Consider the following 22,070-nt stretch of genomic DNA (forward strand, 5'->3'; position numbering starts at 1 on the left):
CCTATAGCGTGCGAGCCAACCGGTCCGCGAGCAACTGGGCGAACCTTGCCGGGTCTTCGAGCGCACCACCTTCGGCCAAGAGCGCCGTGCCGTACAGCAACTCCGCGGTCTCGGCGACCGTGGGGTCGTCGGCGTGGTCCTGGTGCGCTTGGCGCAGCCCCGTGACGAGCGGATGACTCGGGTTGAGCTCCAACGTCCGCTTGCCGATCGGAACCGCCTGCCCCGACGCTTGGTAGATCCGCGCGAGCGCGGGCGTCATCCCGAAGGCGTCGGTGATCAGGCAGGCCGGCGAGTCGGTGAGGCGCGACGACAGCCGCACTTCCTTGACGTGCTCGCTCAACGTCTCCTTCAGCCAGGTCAGCAGATCGGCGAATTCCTTTTCCTGTTCCTCGCGCTCGGCTTCGCTCTTGTCCTCGCCGGAGTCGAGGTCCACCTCGCCCTTGGCCACCGACTGCAGCGGCTTGCCGTCGAACTCGGTGACGGCCCCGACCCACACCTCGTCGACCGGGTCGGTGAGCAGCAGGACTTCGTAGCCCTTCGCCTTGAACGCCTCCAAGTGCGGCGACTTCAGCAGTTGCTGACGCGTCTCGCCGGTTGCATAGAAGATCTGTTCCTGGCCCTCCTTCATCCGCTCGACGTATTCGGCGAGCGTGGTCGCTTCCTCCTCGCTGTGGGTCGAGGCGAACGAGGAGATCCGCAGCAAGGCGTCCTGGTTGTCGAAGTCCGACATCAGGCCCTCCTTGACGACCCTGCCGAACTGGGTCCAGAAGGTGCGGTAATCCTCGGGTCGCTCGGACTGCAGATCCTTGATCGTCGACAGCACCTTTTTGGTCAGCCGGCGACGGATCGCATTGATCTGCCGGTCCTGCTGCAAGATCTCGCGAGATACGTTGAGCGACAGATCTTGTGCGTCGACGACGCCCTTGACGAAGCGCAGATACTCGGGCATCAGCTGGTCGCAATCGCCCATGATGAACACCCGCTTGACGTACAGCTGAACCCCGACGCGGGCATCCCGGTTGAACAGATCGAAGGGGGCGTGCGACGGGATGAACAGCAGGGCCTGGTACTCGAAGGTGCCCTCGGCCTTCATCGCGATGACCTCTAGCGGGTCGTCCCACGCATGGGCGATGTGCTTGTAGAACTCCTTGTACTCCTCGTCGGAGACCTCTTCTTTGGGCCGGGCCCATAGGGCCTTCATCGAGTTGATGGTCTCGGTCTCGATGGTCACGACTTCTTCGCCGCCTTCCTCGGCGGGCGGCGTGCGTCGCTCGACCTCCATGCGGATGGGCCAAGCGATGAAGTCGGAGTACTGCTTGACCAGGCCCTTGATCTTCCATTCCGACGTGTAGTCGTGCAGCTCGTCCTCGGCGTCCTCGGGTTTGAGGTGCAGGGTGACCGCCGTTCCCTGCGGGGCGTCTTCGACGGATTCGATGGTGTAGGTGCCCTCGCCGCTGGACTCCCACCTGGTGGCGTCGTGCTCGCCGGCCTTGCGGGTCAGCAGCTCGACCTTGTCGGCCACCATGAACGACGAGTAGAAGCCGATGCCGAACTGCCCGATGAGTTCCTCGGAGGCTGCCTCGTTCTTGGCCTCCCTCAGCTGCTGGCGCAGCTCGCCGGTGCCCGATTTCGCCAGGGTGCCGATCAGCCCGATCACCTCGTCGCGCGTCATGCCGATGCCGTTGTCGCGGATGGTCAGGGTACGCGCGGCCCTGTCCACCTCGATGTCGATGTGCAGATCGGAGGTATCAACCTCGAGGTCCTTGTTGCGGAACGCCTCCAGCCGCAGCTTGTCCAGCGCGTCGGAGGCATTCGAGACCAGCTCGCGCAGAAACGAATCCTTGTTGGAATACACCGAATGGACCATCAGATCCAAGAGCTGACGCGCTTCGGCCTGGAACTCCAACTGCTCAACACCCACATTCATGAGACCCGAATATAACGGGCCTTACTCTGGACGCGTCAGCGTCACCGGTGAAGGGAAATCAGGTGTCTGTTGCTCAGCGTGAACGTGCCGCCCTTGTCGAGACCATGCGCAGCGTCGGGCCGGATGCGCCGACCCTGTGCGAAGGCTGGAAGACCCGGGATCTGGCCGCCCATCTCGTCATCCGCGAGTACCGGCTGGATGCCGCGCCCGGCATCGTCATCCCGTTCTTCGCCGACCACACCGCCAAGGTGCAAAACGAGGTGGCCGAGAGTGATTGGCACCTACTGCTGGACAAGGTGGCCTCCGGGCCGCCGGTGTACTCGCCGCTGAAACTGCTCGACCCGGTGGCCAATATCGGCGAGATGTTCATCCACCATGAGGACGTGCGCCGCGCGCAGCCGGACTGGGCGCCGCGGGTGCTCGAACCCGCTCTGGACAAGAGCCTGCGCCGCACGCTGCCGCTGATGGCCCGGATGACGTTGGGCAAGGTCCCCGGCCGGCTTGCGTTGCGCACCCCGGAGGGCAAGACCGTGCTGATCACCGGGGAGGGCGCGGCGGTGACCGTCACCGGCCCGCCCGCGGAGCTGCTGTTGTTCGCGGTCGGCCGGCAGGCCAAAGTCGAGTTCGACGGCGATCCGGCCGCGGTACAGGCGGTCCGGGACGCACCCAAGGGGCTGTAGCCGGCCGCCGCGCACCGTGACACCTTCAGCCGAGGGCGTCGCGGAGTTCTTTCTTGATGACCTTGCCAAACTGATTGCGCGCCATAGCGGCAATGACTACCGCGGCTTCGAGTGTGGTGGGCAGCTGCCACGAGACGACGGTGCCCGCTCTCATGCCGCGTTCGGCGAAGGCGGTGGCCGTCGCACCCGCGGCGTCGTGTAGCCGAGGTGCACTCAGGGTCCGGCCGTGGTCGTCGGCGAATAACGGCCGATTCGGTTGGCGCCGTGCCGCTTAGGCGATCAGTGCCCAGTAGGTGACCCCGCCGCCGTTGGTCATCCGGCCGGCGGCAGGACCGGTGGACGAAATCCCGAGTGCGCGATCGACACCGCGACGGCGTTGCCGACCGGCCCCTTGCGGTCGACGACGACGGCGGAACCATTAGCCACACCGTGGTCGCTGTAATGGGTCAGCGCCGCCAGCCCGATGTGCGGCCCTTCGGGAAGCCGGCTCAGCGTCAGCGTGTAGTCGACGTTGATGAACTGCAGCGCCTTGCTGCCCCAGTTGGCGATCGCGGCCGTGACATCAGCACAGAGCGCCGCACGAGCGAAGGGACTCAGCGGTTCGCCCCCGATCAACGGCCGCGTCTCGTGCAACCACGTGTACTTGGGGCCCGAGGTGTCCCAATCCGGGTCTGGGCTCTGCAGCTCACCGCCCCAGCCGTAGGTCCGCAGGAAAAGCGTCGGGTTTCCGCCGTCGGCCTCGGTCGGTAGCGCCGGCATCCGCACGGGTTGTGACCACACTTGGCCGTCGGGCTGCGGGCCGCGGCGCAGGAATAGCGCGCTTGCGCGTGCCACCGCTTCGCCGCGCTGGATGAGATGCGCCTCGACCAGCCGTAAGCGCCGACGAACGTGTTGTACCTGCGTGTGCACCTCGAAGGGCTCCAGCGCCGCCGGCGCGGGCAAGTCGACGGTCAGTCGTGCGGGCTGCAGCTCTGGGTCGTCGACCGTCCCTTCCAGCACCCCGGCCAGGATGCCGCCCACGACGTGTCCGCTCATCGACGGGCCCCAGCCGCCGCGCGCGATGGCCGTTGGCACGTAACGACTTCCATCGCGGACGAAATACGGCATCGACGCAAGCTCGGCAATGTCGTCCGGCAGCAGGTGGGGCTCGCTCACCATGTGGTTCTCCGCGAGTACCGGACTCCCATGAGACTCCTGTTCTGAGGCACGCAACAGTAGATATTACAGTTTGCCTTCCTGCGTATACCTAGATGGGCTTAGCTTTCTCGACAGCAGCCCAGGGATAGCGTCGAAAAGCCGGCGTTTGGGCAGTTGACCGGCGAATCAAGCCCTCGGGCGCCGGGCAAAGGAACCGCTGGGGGACGCCACAGGTGACTCATAGCCAAGCTAATTAGCCTCGGTACAGGTTGGGGTTAACGCCCTTCGTAAACCACAAGAGAAAAACTGGGGGAAAGATGAGACTCAAGCACCTGATTGCCTCAGGAATCATCGCCGGCGCGCTTGCCGCAGCGGCACTGGGAATGGGCGCCGGCTTCGCGAACGCCGCGCCAGGACAACCGTCGGCTCCAGCCGGTGGGCATGGCGCGCCGACTCCGGCGAACGTCCACGCCCCGACCGCGCCGAATGACCCAGGCGGCCCCGGCGGACCCGGTGGTCCTGGTGGTCCCGGCGGACCCCCTCCCGGTGGACCCGGTGGACCCGGAGGGCCTGGGCACCCCGGCGCACCCAACGGACCGGGTGGACCCGGTGGCCCCGGCGGGCCGTGGCACGGCGACGCGCAGCGCGGCTACTTCCACGGAGCTCCGTGGGGCGACGGGCCCGCGCCGTGGGGACCCGGTGAGCCACCGCGTCCAGCTTGGGACCGACCGCTCCCGCCTCCTGGCGCTCCCTGGAACTACGGCCCGATCAACTACTGGGGCTACCAGGAAACGCCCGTGTGGGACCCCGGATTCAACGCGTGGGGTTTCTGGTTCTTCGGAGTCTGGGTCCCGCTGTAAACCGGCCGTCACGGCGCCCGCTTCGCCGCTCGGCGAGGCGGGCGTCATCCTGTCGACACCGGCCTGCACCCACACGGCACGGCCACCGAAAGCGCTTTACACTATTCGCGTGAATCAGCGGGTAAATCTCACGTTCCCTCTGCTCTGGTGAAATTGCCGTGAACATACGGGGTTTCATCGCTATTGCCCTCGTCGCGGTGTCGGCCGCGAGCTGTGGATTGGCGCAAGCAGCAGGCCCGCACACCATCACGCTGACGCTGGTGCGGCACGGGCAGTCGGCGGGCAACGCCTCCGGTTTGATCGACACCTCGGTCCCCGGTCCCGAGCTCACGCCGAAGGGCTGGTGCCAGGCCACGGCTGTGGCTCCCCAATTGGTCGCCAACCACTACGACGGCATCTATGCCTCGACGATGATCCGCACCCAGGAAACCGCGACACCGACGTCGCAACTGCTGGGTGAATCCATCACCGTGCTACCCGGGCTGCGGGCGATCGAGGCCGGCCAGTACGAGGGCACACCGGAGGCCAACGCGCAGACCTACCTCGCCGCGCCGCGACGCTGGGTCCAGGGTGATCGCGATGCGCGAATCCCCGGTTCGGTGGACGGCAACGAATTCGAGTCCCGCTTCAATGAGGCCGTCCAACGCATCTACGACAGCGGCCAGCGGGATCCTGTCGCGTTCTCGCATTCCGGGGCGATCATGATGTGGGTGCTGATGAACGTCCGGAATGCCGACCCGTCGCTGCTGACCAGCAGGCCGCTGCCCAACGTCGGCCGCGTCGTGCTCACCGGAAATCCCTCCGACGGTTGGACTTTGACCGAATGGGATGCCGATCCCCCGCCGTGCTAGCTCTTCGTGCCCGTGGTGATCAAGTCGGACACGATCCGCGTCCACGGTGGCCGCGGGATGCGGTGCTGATCGGGTAATCGTGAAGCCGGTGGCAGGTCGTAGACGGGTGCCAGGAAACTCCACGTCCGGGTGATCGCGTTGTTGAGCCCGCGCCGCCGCGCTTCCGTCATGTGCCCGGCTCCACTTCACCCGAAATGATCTTTGGCTAGCGTAGGCGCAGTGCCGGCCGCGCCGGGCGACGCGTCTGGTATTCGGCCAAGCGCCGCCATGGAACTCTCGACCGACGTCGGTACCATCGACGACGTTGCCGACACAAATTTGCCGAGCAACTTTGGGATGTGGCTTATTCTGCATTCGGTAGCCGCACCCGACAGGCGGGGGAATGTTGTCACTGACACCGATACGACCTGCGGTGGCGGGGTTGGCGACGGTCGGACTGCTGGTGTTCGGTGCGCTGGTACTCGCCGACAGCGGTGCTTGGGATCACTCGCTGACCCGCCCGGTGGGACTCTGGGTGTTGAGCGTATTTGCCAACGCCTGTGCGGTGATTGCGGCCCGGTCCGCCCGGGGCCGCCAACGCTTGGCCTGGACGATGCTCAGTATCGGGCTGGCCGGTTGGGCGGCCGGCCAAGCTGTCTGGTGGTACGCCGTTGTGGGCGGGATCCCGTCGATGTCGGAAATGTCGGCGGCTGACCTGGGCTTCGTGGTCTTACCCCTGTGCGCCTTGGCCACCGCGGTTGCGATTCCCAGCCGCGAGGACGCCCGATTCGGGGTCAGCCTCCTGCTTGACGGCGTCCTCGTCGCCACGTCGCTGCTGATCGTGCTGGCGATTCTGGTCCTGGGCCACTTCGGCCAGACCGCAGCCGGAGTCAGCGCACCGCGCATGATGCTCATCGTCGCCACCGCCGTGTATCTGGGGCTTGTCGTCATGTCGTTCATCACCGTGCGGAAAGCGGAGCCAGGCCGCAAACTTTCGCCGACACTGATGACGCTGGGGTGGACCGTCATCGGGGCGGCCGGGGTGATCCGCATCTGTGACAACCATCCCGGGCAGGTGCCCAACGATGTCGTCATACTCGGATGGGCTTGCGGAATGTATTTCATTGCGCTGTCGGGAATTGCGTCCCGTCCGGCGCCGGCACTCGATCTCGGTTTCTCGCAGCCGTCGAGGTTGTCGCTCTGGCTGCCGTACCTGCCGGTTTTCTTGGCGATCGTCGTTGGCGCCGTGCATTTTTGGCCCGCACACAGGGGCGAGGCGTTCATCTTCGGGATCTGCGTGCTGTTGTTCGTCACGACGCTGATTCGCCATCTGCTGCTCCTGGATCGCAAGGGGCGTCTGCTCACCGCTGTGTCTGACGCAGCCCTGCGAGACCCCGTAACCGGGCTGGCAAATCAGCGACTGTTCGAGGATCGGCTGGACCACGCGGTACTGCTCCAGGTTCACCACGCGGTGCCTGTCAGCGTGCTTGCAATCAGTGTCGACGATTTCAAACTGGTCAACGACACGCTGGGCTACGCCGTCGGCGACGAGTTGTTGCGCAGCGTCGCCGAACGCATTCGCGCCAACGTCCGGGTAAACCACACCGTCGCGCGCATCAGCGGGGACGAATTCGCGATTTTGGTCGAAGACCGCCCCGAGGTCGCCGTGCGGGTCGCCGAGGGGATTGCCCGATCTTTCGTCGAGCCCCTCACCATCAAAGATCACCGCATCGACATTCGTCTGAGCATCGGCGTCGCTGCGGCTCCTTACGAACTCGGCGCGGGGCTGGCGTCGGGCGTTCTCGTGAAGCAGGCCGATGCCGCGCGCCACCGCGCCCAACTGGCGAGTTCGACCAACGTGCGAACGTACACCCCCGACATGGACGCACAACTCGCACAAGACCCGGCACAAGATGATGCGATTGCCCGACTACAACTGCTGGGCGAACTACGCCGCGCGATCGACGAAGGCCTGCTGACCCTGCTATACCAGCCGAAATTCACCGTGTTGACCGGATCTGTCTGCGGAGCAGAGGCTTTGGTGCGTTGGCGGCATCCACGATTCGGCGTGCTGGAGCCGGCACAGTTCTTACCCCTGGTGCGCGACCATGGCTTGATGGACGCGCTCACCGACCTGGTGCTGTCGCGGGCGGTTGCTGACGCGTCGCAATGGTACGCGGCGGGCGCGGCTGTCCCGGTCGCCATCAACTTGTGGGCACCGTCCGTCGACGAGGACGCCCTGCCGGACCGCATCATGTCCGTGCTCGACGCGCACGCGATGCCGCCTAGTTCACTCACCGTTGAGATCACCGAAGACCTTCTGGTAACCGATGTTTCGAAGGCGCGCACGGTGCTGAACCGGTTGCGCGAGAACGGGATCAGAGTGGCGATCGACGACTTCGGCAGCGGCTACGCGACTCTCACCTATCTACGTGAGCTGCCGATCGACGACGTCAAACTCGATCGAAATTTCGTCGCACCGATCGTGCACGACGAACGCGCAGCCACCATCGCGCGCTCGATCATCGAATTGGCACGAGCGTTCGGCATCGCGTGTGTCGCCGAGGGTGTCGAAGATTGGGAAACGGCGGAAAAACTCCGGGAATTCGGCTGTGATGCCGTGCAAGGAAACTTCTTCTCCCGCCCGATGCCGGCGTCCGAAATCCCCCACGTCGCGCCGAGCCGGGAGCTCATGACGCGGTAGCCACCGCGCGACGGATCAGCCGGGCGAAATTTCCGCGGTATTCCTCGTAGCCGGATTCGACGGTGAACAGTTATGCGCCATCACACGATTACCCCGGGGGCCTTATCTTCATCGTCCATGTCGGACAGATCGAGTTGCATCCACGCCACGTCATGCCAGCGGTCGAGTTTCCATTCGACTCGCCGATAGAGCCCGACGCACTCGAATCCGAACGAGCGATGGAAACCATTACTGGCTTCGTTGGGTTGGGTGATTCCAGCGAACACCCGACGGTAGCCACGCTCGGTGAGCCGGTGCAGCAGATGCGTGTAGAGCCTGCGGCCACCGCCCTCGCGATGATGGTCGGGGTCAACGTAGATACCGGTCTCGGCCGACCACTGGTAGGTGGGCAGGCGATGCAACGTGTGCCCATAAGCGAAGCCGATGGCGTGACCGTCATCCTCGAGCATCAGCCATTCGTGAGTACGGCGGGCGGCGGTGATGCGCGCCGCCATCTCGTCCACGCTCGGGACGTCGAGTTCCCAACTGATCGCCGTCTGCTCGACATACGGCCGATAAATCGCCATGCAGGCGGCCGCATCGTGCGCGGACGCCGGCCGCACACCGTCGGCGATCACCTCCATGCCAGCAGTGTGCCAGTGACCGCCGGGACGTGCAGACATCAATCGCCTCGATCGAAAAGCGGAGTCAGATCCGGCTGCGACAGATCCGCGAGCAGCTCATGCTGGTCGACACAGAGGGCCGCGACTTCGCAGGGGACCGACTCGGCCGGCACGGCGCGGTCCCTGACGAGGGAGGCGCAGATCATCGCGGCGACGAAGAACAAGACTGCGCTGACCCGAAGCACCCGCGAGAAGCTGGCGTCGGTCAGCGAGCCGGCCACGACCAACCCCACGCAGGCCACCGCGGTCAGAGCGGAGGTCCGGCCCACGACGTTCTGGATCGCTGCCGCCATCCCGCCGTACTCAGGTGCTACGGCCGACAGATTGAGTGACGTCAGCGGAGTGATGGTGAGGACCAGCCCGGTGGCCACCACGATCATTCCCGGCATCAGGCGCGTCGCGACGTTGAAGCATTGTGCGGACGGATGGATAAGCAGAAACCCGACTCCGGCCAGCACCGCACCACCCATGACGAAGAGCTTGGGCCCGTAGCGGGCGGCCGCGACGCCGACGTATCTAGCAAAAAGAAACGACAAGATCGGGGTGGGCAGCATCACCAAACCCGCGGCGGTGGCTGAGTATCCGGCGATCTCTTGGGCGTACAAGGCGATCACAATCGAGCCCAGCGTGAGGCCGCCGTAGACGAACGCCGTGGCCAGGTTGGCGCCGACAAGATTACGAATCGTCAATAGCCCCAACGGCAACATGGGATGGGGGGTGCGGCGCTCCCACGCAACGAATGCCAGCAGCGCGACGCCGCCCACCACGAACGCCGCATTGACGAGCAGGGCGTCCCACCCGCGCTGCTGCGCTTCGATCAGCGCCCAGACCGTCGCGGTCAGCCCGAACGCCGACAAGGCGGCTCCGGCGATGTCGACGCGGCCGGCTGTGGGCGGCCCGGGCATCGGAATCAGCCAGAACGTGAGGGCGAAGCTGACAACGATCGGGACTACCAACAGCAGGTAGATCCATCGCCAGCTGAGGTAGTCGACCGCTAACCCGCCCATGAGCGGGCCCAGCGCAAACGCGGTCCCGGTCCATGCGGTCCAGGTTCCGATGGCCGCAGGCCGGTCCGCCGGCTCGTAGGCCGAGTTGATCAGTGCGACGGAGCCGGGCACCAGGAACGCACCGCCGAAGCCTTGGACGACGCGGCCGACGATCAACATCAGGGGCGATGTCGCGCTGGCCGCCAGCACGGCGCCGACGCCGAAGGTGGTCAACCCGAAACGCATCACCGGGATGCGCCCGAACTGATCCGCGATGGAGCCGGCCGGCAGGACGGTGGCCGCCAAGGCCAGCAAGTAGGCACCGACGACCCATTGTTGCAGCCATAGCCCGCCGCCCAGATCACGTTGAGTGGCCGGCAGCGCCAGGTTCGCGACAGCGCTGCTGAGGAACGCAACCATCGACACCATGATCGCCACCACGAGGACCCGGGTCGTCGGCGCGGCGTCGCGCATGCTCACCTGTGAACTCTGCGGCAGCTACACGCGGGCTCTGCCACCATCGCCAGCACCTCACGCATGAAGGCGCCGGCGGACTGCTCCGCCGGCGCCAAAGAGAAATTTCAGTGCGTCGCGATCAACGACCGCCGCCGGCGCCACCGCCCGAGAGCTTGCCGCCACCGGCGCCACCACCGAAGAGCTTGCCGCCGCCGGCGCCGCCACCCGACAACTTGCCCCCGCCAGCGCCACCACCGAATCCGCGGACCACCAACATGGTTCCTCCTAGCAAGACGATCACCTGCCTCCTCCCAATAAGGAGACACTGGGTGACGCGCCCAGGCTACCCCGCTCGCTTCGTCGCCCGGAAGGTTAAAAATCCGCCTTTTGGAATGCCCAAAATGACTGACGCCGACGGCGTTTGCGCGCGTCAACCGCTAGCGGTTGCCTTCCTGCCGAGCCAAAAATTCGCGATGATTTTGTTTTTCCGTCACCGGGCGATCGACCACGCCGACCGACCGGTCACCCATACAGTGCCGCGATGTCGTCGGCGAAGCGCGTGGCGACCACGTTGCGCTTCACCTTCAGCGTCGGAGTCAACTCACCGGTGAGTACCGTGAAATCGACCGGCAAGATTCGGAACTTCCGGATCGATTCGGCGTGCGACACCGCCTGGTTGGCCTCCTTGACCACTTGTTCGACTTCGCTGACCAGATCAGGGTCGTCGATCAGTTCTGCCACCGAGGCGCTGAGCGTCTTTCCGTGTTGCCGTTTCCACACATCGAACCCTTCCGGGTCGATCGCGATGAGCGCGGCCACATAGGGCTTGTTGTCCCCCACCACCATCGCCTGGCTGATCAGCGGATGAGTCCGCATTTTGTCCTCGAGCACAGTCGGCGCGACATTCTTGCCGCCCGCGGTCACGATGATCTCCTTTTTGCGCCCGATGATCGACAAGAAACCGTCGTCGTCCACCGACCCTAGGTCGCCGGTGTGGAACCAGCCATGGACGATCGCCTCCGCAGTGGCCGCCTCGTTGTGCCAGTAGCCGTTGAACACCACGCCGCCGCGCACCAGCACCTCGCCGTCGTTCGCCACGGCCATGCTGTTGCCCGGCAACAACTTTCCGACGGTGCCGACCCGCTCGTCGCCGATCCGGTTTATCGTGATCGCAGCGCTGGTCTCGGTCAGGCCATAGCCTTCGTAAACCGTCAGTCCAACCCCGCGGTAGAAGTGGCACAGCTGCGTGCCCAATGAGGCTCCGCCAGAGACCGCGGCGCGGCACTCACCACCCAGCGCGGCGCGCAGCTTCCGGTAGACCAGCCGGTCGAAAAACGCGTGGCGCGCCCGCAGCAGGGCGCTTGGGCCGCCTCCGGTCTGCGCCACGCTCCACTCGATCGCCGTGCGGGCGGCGATGTGGAACACCGCAAGCCTGCTATTTTCGCGTGCGTTCAATTCGGCTGCGTTGTAGACCTTTTCGAAAACTCTCGGCACTGACACCAGCATGGTGGGTTTGAAGACGGCCAGCGTCGGCATCAGGTTCTTGATGTCACCGGTATAGCCGATCGTGACCTTGGTCGCGAAGGCGGACATGGACAGCGCGCGTGCCAGCACATGGGCGAGCGGCAAGAAGACAAGCAGGCGTTCACCCTTGCGTAGCAGAGTCGGGAAAGATGCTGCAGCGCCGCGTGTTTCGAAGAGCAGATTGCTGTGCGTCAGTTGGCAACCTTTAGGTCGGCCCGTCGTGCCCGATGTATAGATCAACGTTGCCGGGTCCGCCGCGCGCAGCCGCCCCAACCGGTCTTCGAGCAACCCGATCCCCACCGTCTGTCCGGCCTCGGCCAACTCGCCCAGCGCCGTCCGTCCGGCGCCGTCGTCAAGATGCAAGATCGTCCGCAGATTCGGCAGCTCGTCGCTTAGCTGTTCGACCAAGTGGGCATGTGCGTCCGTATGGGTGATGACTAGCACCGCGCCGGAGTCCTCCAGGATCCAACGCACCTGCTCGGCCGACGACGTGTCGTAGATCGGGACCGTGAGCGCACCTACCGAGAGGATCGCGTAGTCGAGAATCACCCACTCGTAACAGGTTCCCGCCAGGATCGCCACCCGGTCCCCGGCGTTTACCCCATTCGCGATCAGCCCGAGTGCGGTTCGCCGAATCGACTCGGCGGCCTGAGCGCAGGTCACACCCGTCCACACTCCGTCGACGAGGCGCTCGAAGATCACATGGTCGGGGTCGTCGCGTTCGTGCGCGTAGACGCTGCGGACGATGGTGTCCCGCTCGTCGATCGAGAACCCTACCGGAATGCTGAATTCGCGCATGTTCAGCAGCTTCGTGAATCGTGGGCGATCATCAAGCGCCCCCTAGGGTCTGGTCGGTTCGCTCTCGTAGGAAGCTAACCGGCAGCGTCGCCGGCTTCCTAGTGGCCAAAGTCCCGGGATGAAGAGTCGATCGGCGCCCGCACTGCCGACCAAGGACTTTTGACCGTCGCAATACCGCAAAACGGCCCTAGGCCGCCGGGTTGTGGGCTCAACACAATGCGGTGATGAGTGGCACCCGATGGCTGGTGACAGAGCCTTCGACCGTCGGCCCGAATGCGCCGCATCGAACGCGGTTGGCCGGCGCGGCCCGGCATCTGCCCGGCACGCACCTCACCACTGACGAACTCATGTCCTCAACCCGCCATCGCACCCACATCGACTTGGAACGGCTGACCGGGATCCGCGAACGACGCGTCTCTCGCGGCGACGAGGATTCCTTCAGTCTGGCCACCGCGGCCGCGCGGAACTGCCTGGACAAGGCGCAGCGCACCGCCGAGTCGATCGACGTCGTGATCAGTTGCAGCATCACGAAGTTCCGCGGCGGATTAACCCAATGGCTGGAGCCCACGATGAGCAACGCGGTCGCGGCCGCGCTCGGCGCACCCCAGGCGATGACGTTCGACGTGTCCAACGCGTGTGCGGGAATGCTGACGGCCGTGATGATCGCCGACAACTGGATCCGGCAGGGCGCTGTCGAGCGGGTGCTGTTGGTCAGCGGCGAATACATTTCGCAGCTCGGCCGAAACGCGGCCAATCACATCCGAAGCATCGTGAGCAGGGAGTTGGCGTCGCTGACACTCGGGGACGCGGGCGCCGCCCTGCTCTTGGAACGGGCCCCCGCCGACTCCACCGCCGGAATTACGCTGGCCGGTTTCACCACAGTGGCCGACTACAGCAGGCTCTGCCTGGCCTATCCCGCGAACGACGAGCCGGGCGCGCGAATGTTCACCGACGCCAGGGGTATTCAGCGTGCGGCGATCGCGAATACGCCGGTGCTATTGCGTGAAGTGCTTGAGACGGTGGGCATCTCGATGCATGACATTGATCACGTGATCACCCACCAGACTTCGGCGCGCGCTATTCGCAAGGGCATGGCCAGGATTTCCGAGGTGTTCGGCGACAGTCCGCGCCACGACGCCGTCATCACCGTCGACCGATACGGGAACACCGCTTCGACCACGCACACCGTCGCACTGGTCGAGGAACTCGGTGCCGGGCACATTCGGGCCGGCGAGAACGTCGCCTTGATCGCGCTGGCCTCCGGGCTCGAGATCGGGGTGGTCATCGTGACACTGGACGAGGAAATGGTGAATCAGTATGGGCACAGTGATTGACCAGATCGCCATCGTCAAAGGTGTTTGGCGGCAACGACACAGCGCGCTGCGCGTGGCCGTCCTCGCGGCCGACCAGTGTCTGAGAACCGGCGCCCGGTCAGCGCACGACGTCGACTTGCTGGTCAACGCCGGCATCTATCGTGATCGCAACCTCGGCGAGCCCGCGCTGGCGGCGCTGATCCAACACGACATCGGCGCCAATCCCGAGGATCCACACCTCGGGGCGCACGGCACGTTCTCGTTCGACATCGCCAACGGGTCCTGCGGCGTGCTGTCCGCCCTGCAGATCGTCGACGGCTTTCTGGGCTCCCGCGCCGTCGACTGCGCCTTGGTGGTGGCGAGTGACGCCAACCCGGGACACCGCATGAGCGAGCACTTTCCGTTCGCGCCGTTCGGCGCGGCCCTGTTGTGCTCGTGGACGGATGACGACAGCGGACTCGGACGCACGTATTGGGCCAACGACCCCGCTCACGGCGATGCGATCAAGGCGACGGTGCAAATGACCGGCGACCGCAACGTGCTGCGCGTGGCGGCGACCGCCGACAGCGATGAGCGTCTGGCGGACACCGCGGCTGAAGCCGCGAAAGCCTGCCTGCACGATTGCGGTTGTGCGGCAAGCGACGTCGCCGCCATCGTCGCCGCGCCGGCGGGTCGCGCGTACCAGAAAGCTCTTGCCGCGCGACTCGGCGTCCCCGCCGGCCGGGTCACAGTCGCCGCTGCCGAGAGGATGCACACCGCTGCGCTTGCGGCCGCTTTCGACCAAGCCCGCCGCGGGACCAGAGGTGACGCGAGGATCCTGCTCGTCGCCGCCGGCGCGGGACTCACGGCCGGCGCGGTGCTGTACCGCAACCGTGCGGCATAGGGTGACGTCGTGCCCGACGGCCTATCGGCAGACACCTTGACCGCGGCGGCGCCACAACTGCAGCCGCTTTACCTGTTGGCGGATAGTCAGCTGCTGTTCTGGAGGCGCCGGGGCCAATTGCTTCTGGACGCGGCCCTCGCCGAGCTGCCTCGCGGCACCCCGCTGCGGGCCGCCTACCTCGGCGCCTCCAACGGGGACCGTCCGGAGTTCTACGAGATCTTCGAGGCGGCCCTGGACGACGTGGGCATCACCGAGCGTCGGATGATCCATTCCGTGTTCGGCCCGGACGACCGCGACTTCCTGGAACACGCGCAGCTGATCGTCCTCGCGGGCGGAGACGTGCGCCTGGGCTGGAGCACGTTCGAGGAAACCGGGATGAAGGAGGTGATCCTCGGCCGCTATGCGCAGGGCGCGGTCCTGGTGGGCATCTCGGCCGGCGCCGTCCAGCTCGGGCGGTACGGAATCGTCGAGGCGCCGGACTCCGCCGCAACCGAGCTGATCGACGTGTTCTCCCTCGTCCCGGTGGTCATCGACACGCACGAGGAGGGAACCGACTGGGAGCGGCTGTCTCGCGCGATTCATTCCCTGCAAGGAGCGGCCACCGGGATCGGCATCCCGTCCGGCGGCGGCGTCATCGTGCACCCGGACAACACCATCGAACCGCTGCGGCGTCCCGCGCACGAGTTCTTCTTCGACGGCACGCAGGTCACGGACTCGCTGCTGTTCGCTGCCGACGACGACTGAGCCCGAGGATTTGCCGGCGGGCACCTTTACTCGATCTTGACCGCGCATTGAATTACCCACCAGACGATGTCGGGTATGAGTACGCTTCCATGCGTGGAACTGGGGGTTTTGGGGCCTCTGCAGGTCCGACAGGATGGCGTGCCCGTCGCGATCCCGGGCGCCAAGCCGCGCGCCATCCTCACGATGCTGGGTTTGCACAGCGGTTCGGTGGTGTCGGCCGTGACGCTGATCGAGCTGCTCTGGGACCGCGACCCGCCGCGAACCGCCGACAAGGCGCTGCAGACCCACATCTCCGCGTTGCGCCGCACGCTGGGCGACGGCCTGGTGTTGACCGAGGGCATGGGCTGGACGTTGGCCGGGACCGAGGTGGATGCCTCGCGCTACACCTTGGCCGCCCGGCTGGGCCGGCACGCCGCGGCTGCCGGTGACATCGGCCAGGCCGTCGCGCGGCTCGAGGAGGCCATGACCCTGTGGCGCGGGACTCCCGAGCTGCCCGACGGCCAACGCGGGGTGTCCGAAAAGACGCGCTGGATCGAGCGTCACGCCGCGCTCGTCGAGGATCGGGCCGATGCGCTGCTGGCCACCCGGCGTGCCGCCGAGATCATCGGCGAACTGGAGGCGGCGGTGGCCGAGGCGCCGCTGCGGGAAAGACGCTGGGGTCAGCTCATGCTCGCCCTCTACCGCGCCGGCAGACAGGGCGACGCCCTGGGCGCCTATCAACGGGCGCGGTCGCTGTTGGCCGACGAGCTGGGGATCGATCCCGGGCCGGAGCTCCGGCGGCTCGAGACCGCGATCGTCGCGCAAGATCCGTCATTGGATACCCCTGTGGCACAACATCTTCCATCGGTCACCCGGGCAGTGACCTTTTTGCTCACCGATATCGAGGGGTCGACCGCCGCCTGGGAGGCGGACGCCGCGGCCATGGGAGTGGCGCTGGCGCGCCACGACGAGTTGGTCGAGCAGGTGGTGACCTCGCGTGGCGGAAAGCTGATCAAGACCCGCGGTGAGGGTGACGCCACGTTTTCGGTGTTCGACCGCCCGTCCGCGGCGGCCGCGGCCGCCTTCGAGCTGCAGGACGCGATCGGTCACGAGCCTTGGGAGCTGCGCGAGCCGATGCGTGTTCGCGTGGCGCTGCACACCGGTGAGGTCGAGCTGCGCGACGGCGACTACTTCGGACGGGCGGTCAACCGGGCTGCGCGCCTGCGGTCGCTGGCCGACGGCGGCCAGATCCTATGCTCGGGCGCGACCGCCGAACTCGTCATCGACTCGCTGCCCGACGACGTGCTGCTGACCGACCTGGGCATGCGCAAGCTCAAGAATCTTCCGCGCCCCGAGCACGTCTTCGAGCTGCGCTTGGAAGCCTCAGACGACGGACCTGATGATCCGGAGGCAACCGAGCCACCGATGGAGCGACCGGCCCTGCCCGCGGTGCTCATCGGCGCCGGCCCGTTCGTCGGCCGCGGCAGCGAGCTCGAACAGCTCCTGCTGGCGTGGCAGACCACGCTCACCGGTGGCGCGCATACGGTGCTGATCGCCGGCGAACCGGGTGTCGGCAAGACGCGGCTGGCCGGCGAGTGGTCGCAGCGCGCCTACGGGCAGGGCGCGGTCGTGCTGTACGGCCGCTGCGACGAGGACCTCGGCGCGCCGTATCAGCCGTTCGCCGAGGCTCTGCGGTCGCTGGTGCCCTGCGTCGGCGCCGGCCGGCTGCGCGCCGTCCGCGGTGTCGAAGCATTACTGCCGCTGGTTCCCGGACTCGCGGACGTGTTGCCCGATCTCGCGGCCCCGGCCCGCTCGGATCCCGATACCGAACGTTATGCACTGTTCGACGCCGTCGTCGCAGCGCTGGAAATCACGTCCGCCGCGGCGCCGGTCGTCTTGATCCTCGACGACCTGCACTGGGCAGCCAAGCCGACGCTGCTCCTGTTGCGGCATCTGCTGCGCTTCGGCGATCACGCCCGTGTGCAAATCGTCGGCACCTACCGCAACACCGACCTGGACCGCTCCCACCCGTTGGCGGCGACGCTTGCCGATCTGCATCGTGACGGCACGGCCGACCGCCTCAATCTCGGCGGCCTCGACGAGGACGATGTGACCGCGTACGTCGCCGAAGCCGGCTACGACGACGAGGAACTCGCCCACGCATTGGCGTCGGTGACGGGCGGCAACCCGTTCTTCCTCATCGAGGCGTTACGCCACGTCGAGGAGAGCGGCGGCGTCTGGGATCAGAGCACCTTGCCACAGGGTGTGCGAGAAGCCGTGAGCCGCAGGCTTTCCCGGCTACCTGCGGAGACCAACAAGGCCCTTGCGGCGGCAGCGGTCGTGGGCAGCCGGTTTGCCCTGGAATTGGTCGAGCAGGTGACCGAGCAAGATCTCGTCGACCCTTTCGACGAGGCCGCCAAGGCCGGCATCCTGATCGAAGAGCCTAGCGGTCATTACCGGTTCAACCATGCCCTGGTGCGGCAGTCGCTGCTCGCCGAACTGCCGTCGGTGCGGCGCATGCGGCTGCATCAGCGCATCGCCACGACGCTGGAGGCCCTGCCCGGCGCCGACGAGGAGCTGCTCGCCGAACTGGCTTACCACTACTTCGAATGCGCTTGGGCCGGCAACGCGGTCAAGGCCGTCGAGTATTCCCGCCGCGCCGCCGACCAAGCCATGGCGCGACTGGCGTACGAAGGTGCGGCTGACCTCTACGACCGGGCCTTGCACGCGCTGGAAGAGATCGACGACGAGCTGCCGGATCGCGACGACCAGGTCGCCGAGTTGCTGGTGGCGCGGTGCGAGGCGCTGCTGGCCGCGGGCGAGGTGGCGTCAGCGGCCAGTGCCGTGTCTCAATTGCAAGCAGCGACAACCGATTCGGTGCGGCTCGCGGCGTGGGCGACGTGCTTTGACGGTCAGCTGTCCATGCTGATCCACCCGGAGCGATTGGACCAAGCCGAAGCCGCGTTGGCCGCGGCCGCCGCCAGGCTCGCCGGCCTGGACGATGCCGCGGGAGAAGCCAAGGCGCACACCGTCCGAGCCGGTTGCCTCGCGCGGCTGGGGAGAGTAGGCGACTGCGAAATCGCCCTCGACGACGCCTTGACCGCGGCGCGGCGGGCGCGTGAACATCGCCGCGTCAACGCCGTGTTGGCGAACGCCCCGCTAGCGGCCTTGTGGGGACCCAACCCGGTCCCCCGCGCCGGCGGGCGGTGTCTGGACGTGGTGCGGCTGCTGCGGATTACGACCGACTCACCCGCGGTTGAGGCCACGTCGACGCGGTGCCAGGCCGTCCTGGAAGCCTTCCGCGGCCGCACCGCCGCGGCCCGGCGAATGATCGACTCCGCTCGGCGCACCCTAGCCGAACTCGGGTTGCGCCACGCTCTGATGGAGGTGGAGCAGTTCGCTGGCATCGTTGAGCTCGTGGCCGACGAGCCCGCCGCAGCCGAGCCACATCTTCGGAAGGCCTACAACGGTTTTCGCCGGATGGGTCTGGACGCCGACACCGCGGAGACCGCCGCGCTGCTCGGTCGCACGTGCCTCGCGCTGGACCGGGACGCCGAGGCGGACGAACTGTGCACGGAAAGTGAGCGCCTCGCCGGCCACGCGCTGAAGGCGTCGATCGCCTGGCGCACCCTGCGGGCGAAGCTGCTGGCACGCCAAGGTGATCATGCGGAGGCCCGCCGGATCGCCGAAGCCGCGGTAAGTCTGGCCGAGCGCACCGACGCACTGGTCGATCACGGCGATGCATGCCAGGCGTTGGCGATGGTGTTAGGCTCCGCCGGCGATGTGGCCGGAGCTCGTGCCGCCGCCGAGCGCGCGGCCGACCTCTACGAGCGGAAGGGCGCTGCGGCACTTGCCGAAAAGGCGCGCGGTACCGCCGGGGAGCAGCAGCCAACGGCCGACTGGTCGCGTCCTCAACCGCTCGGCGGCGTGCCGACAAACGCGTGTGTGCTGGCGGCCGACGAACTCGACGCCGCACATGCGCGGCAGCAACAGAAGACATCGGCAGTTCGGAAACTGGGCAACTCCGCATCAGTCATACGCATTGACGAATTGCACCAGCGCGCCAGTCGACTCGCGAACACGGCGACCGAGCTGAACGCCCGTGTTATTGCGTGTATCAACCAGCGCGACTGGGGTACTCTCGCTTCGCTTCTGGCCGAGGATCACTACAGCGATGACCGGCGGCGATTCACAGGCCTCGGCATCCGTCGCGGTCGGGAAGCCGATATACAGAACTTGCAAGCCATTGCGGATCTGGGAGCACATCTGACGACCGAGGCCCTCGCGGTTCGCGGTAACCGCCTTGCTCTCACTCGCACTGATGTGTCCTTCGACGATCAGGAGCAGCAAGCGTTCCACGTCGACGCGCTCAGTGTCGTCGAGACCGATCTCGACGGCCGTGGCGCGGTGCTCATCGGGTTCGACGTCGACGACTTCGACGCCGCCATCGAGGAACTCGACCGCCGATACCTCGCCGGTGAGGCGGCCGCCCACGCGTCCACCTGGTCTGCGGTCGTAGCGGCCTACGCCGCAATCAACCGTCATGAAGTTCCGCCCATAACAATCGATTTCGAGGATGCAGACCATCGTCGGGGGGCGGCGTTCGCCCCAGGCAACATGGTCGAGTATCTTCGCGCAGGCTGGAAAATCGAGCACAACATCCGTTTTTATGTGGAGGCCGTGCACGCTATGAGCGATTCCGGAACCGTCGTCACTCACAAAGGGCATGGAAACTCGCCCGAAGGCTTTGACGCGGAGTGGCAAGAGGTCATGCTCTTTACCCTTGTTGGCGACTCGTTCGACCGTTGCGAGGTCTTCGACGGCTCGGAGGTGGATGCGGCGCTCGCGAGATTCGACGAGCTCAGGAACCCGTCGCGGTGGCTGGAAAACGCGGCCACCCGGGCAGCCGACCGCCTCATAGCTCACTTCACCGCCCAAGACTGGGACGCAATAGCGCGAACATTCGCCGCCGACTTCTCCAGCGATGATCGCCGTCGAGTGGTGGGAGCGGGAATCCGACACGGTCGAGATTTGGAAGTCGCGGACCTGCGGTCCATCGCCGGGGTGGGAATTACGAACATAACGTCGACCGTCATTGCGATCCGTGGGGAGCGCCTGGTGCTTACGTATGGCTACCTCTCATCCCCCAACCAGGAGCATGAGGCTTTTTTCACCGACACAGTCACCGTCATCGAAATCGACAGCAAGGAAAAAATAATCGGGCTTGTCTCGTTCGACGCCGACGATGTCGACGCGGCCTTTGCCGAACTCGATGCCCGCTACCTGGCCGGCGAGGCGGCCCCGTACGCGCGCATGTGGCAGAGCGCCGTCGAGACGCTAGCCGAGGCCAATCGCCACGAGCCGGGACCGATGCTCCGATCTCTGCGCTATACGGATCATCGTCGGGTTTCCTTCGGGCCCGAAGATTTCGGGCGGGCTATCGAAGAGCTTTGGACCCTGGTACCCGATGCGCGCTACCGGGTGCCATCGGTACATGCACTCGATTCCCACGCGACCGTCAGCAGCGTGATCATCGAAGGTACAGACGTGCACGGGAATCAACTGCAGTGGGCCCGTACGATTTTGCAGGTCCTCGACGAGCCGCGTTTCGAGGTGTTCGAAGAAGACGATGTCGATGCCGCGCTCGCCAGGTTCGAGGAGCTGCGACCCCGGACGCCTCGACTAGCAAACGCCGCGAGCCAAACGCTAGATCAATTCCTAGCGTATTTTGCGGTGCGCGGGTGGGATGCCATGGCAGAACTACTAGCTCACGACATCCTTTCAGAGGACCGCCGTCGAGTCGCGAATGCCGGGGTTCGACGCGGCCGCGATGCCGCAATGGCGAGTTGGCATGCCACAAGCGAAGTCTGGACGGGCACTCTCAGGTCATCCCTGATCGCGATCCGCGGGCAGCGTCTTGCGCTCTGTCGTTTCAGCTTTGCAAACCACGCTTCGCTAGCCGAGGCGTTCCAGGCCGCGGCGGTTGCCATCATCGAGGTCAACGGTGACAACCAGGTCGCGGCAGGCATGGTGTTCGACCCCGACGACTTCGAGTCAGCCTTCGCCGAACTCGAGGCGCGCTATCTCGCCGGCGAAGGGGCCGCCCACGCGCGGACCTGGTCGGGCATTGTCGCAACCCACTCCGCCGTCAACCGCAACGAACTTCCGGCGACAACCCCAGATCCGGTGTACATCGATCATCGCCCTGTCGTGGGGGTAGAGCGGGCCGATCTGGCCACAACTATTCGAGCACTGTGGGACATCACTCCGGCCTTCAGCATCTATCCCGCGGCAGTGCACCGGCTGGACGAACTCGGAACCGTAGCCACCCAGGTGCTCACGGGAACCACGCGCGAAGGCCTGGAAGCCGAATGGCGGATGGTCGGCATTCTCATCGTCGAAGGCGACCGGCTCAGCCGCTTCGAGGTCTACGAGGAGGCAGACCTCGAGGCTGCGCTGGCCCACTTCGAGGAACTGCGCGCCGGCTAGCTGACCAGCGAGCCGCGCGCCGAACAAGGAGTTCAGGCCGCTGACGCGGGGACGGGACACGCGAGTTTTCGATTTTTTGACAAAGTCGGGAAAATTAG

At 66.0% G+C, this 22,070-nt stretch carries 16 protein-coding genes; 8 read left to right on the forward strand and 8 right to left on the reverse strand.

The features are described from left to right. Window position 1 precedes the first annotated feature (1 nt). Entirely contained in the window at window positions 2–1,927 is a 1,926-nt protein-coding gene (gene htpG, locus MSG_RS16145; protein WP_096441137.1) for a molecular chaperone HtpG, read from the reverse strand. 62 nt (window positions 1,928–1,989) lie between these two features. On the opposite strand from htpG, the gene MSG_RS16150 reads away from it, so the two are divergent. Beyond that, a complete protein-coding gene (locus tag MSG_RS16150) occupies window positions 1,990–2,607 on the forward strand; it encodes a TIGR03085 family metal-binding protein (protein WP_096444598.1) in 618 nt (205 codons plus the stop codon). Window positions 2,608–2,632: 25 nt separating this feature from the next. On the opposite strand, the gene MSG_RS25910 is transcribed toward MSG_RS16150, so the two are convergent. Both MSG_RS25910 and MSG_RS16160 read right to left on the reverse strand, forming a co-directional pair. Further along, entirely contained in the window at window positions 2,633–2,761 is a 129-nt protein-coding gene (locus MSG_RS25910) for a hypothetical protein (protein WP_258173945.1), read from the reverse strand. Between the two features lie 158 nt (window positions 2,762–2,919). Further along, entirely contained in the window at window positions 2,920–3,762 is an 843-nt protein-coding gene (locus tag MSG_RS16160; RefSeq protein ID WP_096444599.1) for an acyl-CoA thioesterase domain-containing protein, read from the reverse strand. 299 nt (window positions 3,763–4,061) lie between these two features. Between MSG_RS16160 and MSG_RS25660 the strand changes: the two genes are divergently transcribed. Both MSG_RS25660 and MSG_RS16170 read left to right on the forward strand, forming a co-directional pair. Further along, window positions 4,062–4,604 carry a chitin-binding protein gene (locus tag MSG_RS25660; RefSeq protein ID WP_096441139.1) on the forward strand — a complete coding sequence of 181 codons (543 nt, stop codon included), beginning with the start codon at window positions 4,062–4,064 and terminating at the stop codon, window positions 4,602–4,604. Window positions 4,605–4,822: 218 nt separating this feature from the next. Beyond that, on the forward strand, window positions 4,823–5,455 hold the full coding sequence (locus MSG_RS16170; RefSeq protein WP_232011053.1) for a histidine phosphatase family protein: 633 nt from the start codon (window positions 4,823–4,825) through the stop codon (window positions 5,453–5,455). Here the strand turns inward: MSG_RS16170 and MSG_RS25665 are convergent. Further along, the gene (locus MSG_RS25665; protein ID WP_232011054.1) at window positions 5,452–5,625 is read right to left on the reverse strand and encodes a hypothetical protein; all 174 of its coding nucleotides are present in this window, start codon (window positions 5,623–5,625) and stop codon (window positions 5,452–5,454) included. The genes MSG_RS16170 and MSG_RS25665 overlap by 4 nt on opposite strands. Window positions 5,626–5,837: 212 nt before the next feature. Between MSG_RS25665 and MSG_RS16175 the strand changes: the two genes are divergently transcribed. Further along, window positions 5,838–8,138, forward strand: coding sequence for a putative bifunctional diguanylate cyclase/phosphodiesterase (locus tag MSG_RS16175; RefSeq protein WP_096441141.1), 2,301 nt, complete (start codon window positions 5,838–5,840; stop codon window positions 8,136–8,138). A gap of 80 nt (window positions 8,139–8,218) precedes the next feature. Here the strand turns inward: MSG_RS16175 and MSG_RS16180 are convergent, their stop codons facing one another. From MSG_RS16180 to MSG_RS16195, 4 genes are all read right to left on the reverse strand, one after another. Further along, on the reverse strand, window positions 8,219–8,761 hold the full coding sequence (locus tag MSG_RS16180; RefSeq protein WP_096441143.1) for a GNAT family N-acetyltransferase: 543 nt from the start codon (window positions 8,759–8,761) through the stop codon (window positions 8,219–8,221). Between the two features lie 38 nt (window positions 8,762–8,799). Further along, window positions 8,800–10,260, reverse strand: coding sequence for an MFS transporter (locus tag MSG_RS16185; protein ID WP_232011299.1), 1,461 nt, complete (start codon window positions 10,258–10,260; stop codon window positions 8,800–8,802). A gap of 121 nt (window positions 10,261–10,381) precedes the next feature. Further along, the gene (locus tag MSG_RS25215) at window positions 10,382–10,519 is read right to left on the reverse strand and encodes a hypothetical protein (protein WP_170063165.1); all 138 of its coding nucleotides are present in this window, start codon (window positions 10,517–10,519) and stop codon (window positions 10,382–10,384) included. Between the two features lie 245 nt (window positions 10,520–10,764). After that, complete coding sequence (locus tag MSG_RS16195) at window positions 10,765–12,564, reverse strand: AMP-dependent synthetase/ligase (RefSeq protein ID WP_096441149.1); 1,800 nt, start codon at window positions 12,562–12,564, stop codon at window positions 10,765–10,767. Between the two features lie 224 nt (window positions 12,565–12,788). Here MSG_RS16195 and MSG_RS16200 point away from each other — a divergent pair, with 224 nt between their 5' ends. From MSG_RS16200 to MSG_RS16215, 4 genes are all read left to right on the forward strand, one after another. Further along, window positions 12,789–13,898 carry a 3-oxoacyl-ACP synthase III family protein gene (locus tag MSG_RS16200; protein ID WP_096441151.1) on the forward strand — a complete coding sequence of 370 codons (1,110 nt, stop codon included), beginning with the start codon at window positions 12,789–12,791 and terminating at the stop codon, window positions 13,896–13,898. Next, window positions 13,882–14,760 (forward strand): 3-oxoacyl-[acyl-carrier-protein] synthase III C-terminal domain-containing protein, encoded by an 879-nt coding sequence (locus MSG_RS16205; protein ID WP_096441153.1) that lies wholly within the window; start codon window positions 13,882–13,884, stop codon window positions 14,758–14,760. Before MSG_RS16200 ends, MSG_RS16205 begins: the two co-directional genes overlap by 17 nt. A 9-nt stretch (window positions 14,761–14,769) precedes the next feature. Then, window positions 14,770–15,504: a Type 1 glutamine amidotransferase-like domain-containing protein gene (locus tag MSG_RS16210; protein WP_118915410.1), complete on the forward strand. Its 735-nt coding sequence runs from the start codon at window positions 14,770–14,772 to the stop codon at window positions 15,502–15,504. A 93-nt stretch (window positions 15,505–15,597) separates the two neighbouring features. Next, entirely contained in the window at window positions 15,598–21,972 is a 6,375-nt protein-coding gene (locus MSG_RS16215; protein WP_232011055.1) for a BTAD domain-containing putative transcriptional regulator, read from the forward strand. The last annotated feature ends 98 nt before the right edge of the window (window positions 21,973–22,070 follow it).

This window comes from Mycobacterium shigaense (assembly GCF_002356315.1).
GTDB lineage: Bacteria > Actinomycetota > Actinomycetes > Mycobacteriales > Mycobacteriaceae > Mycobacterium > Mycobacterium shigaense.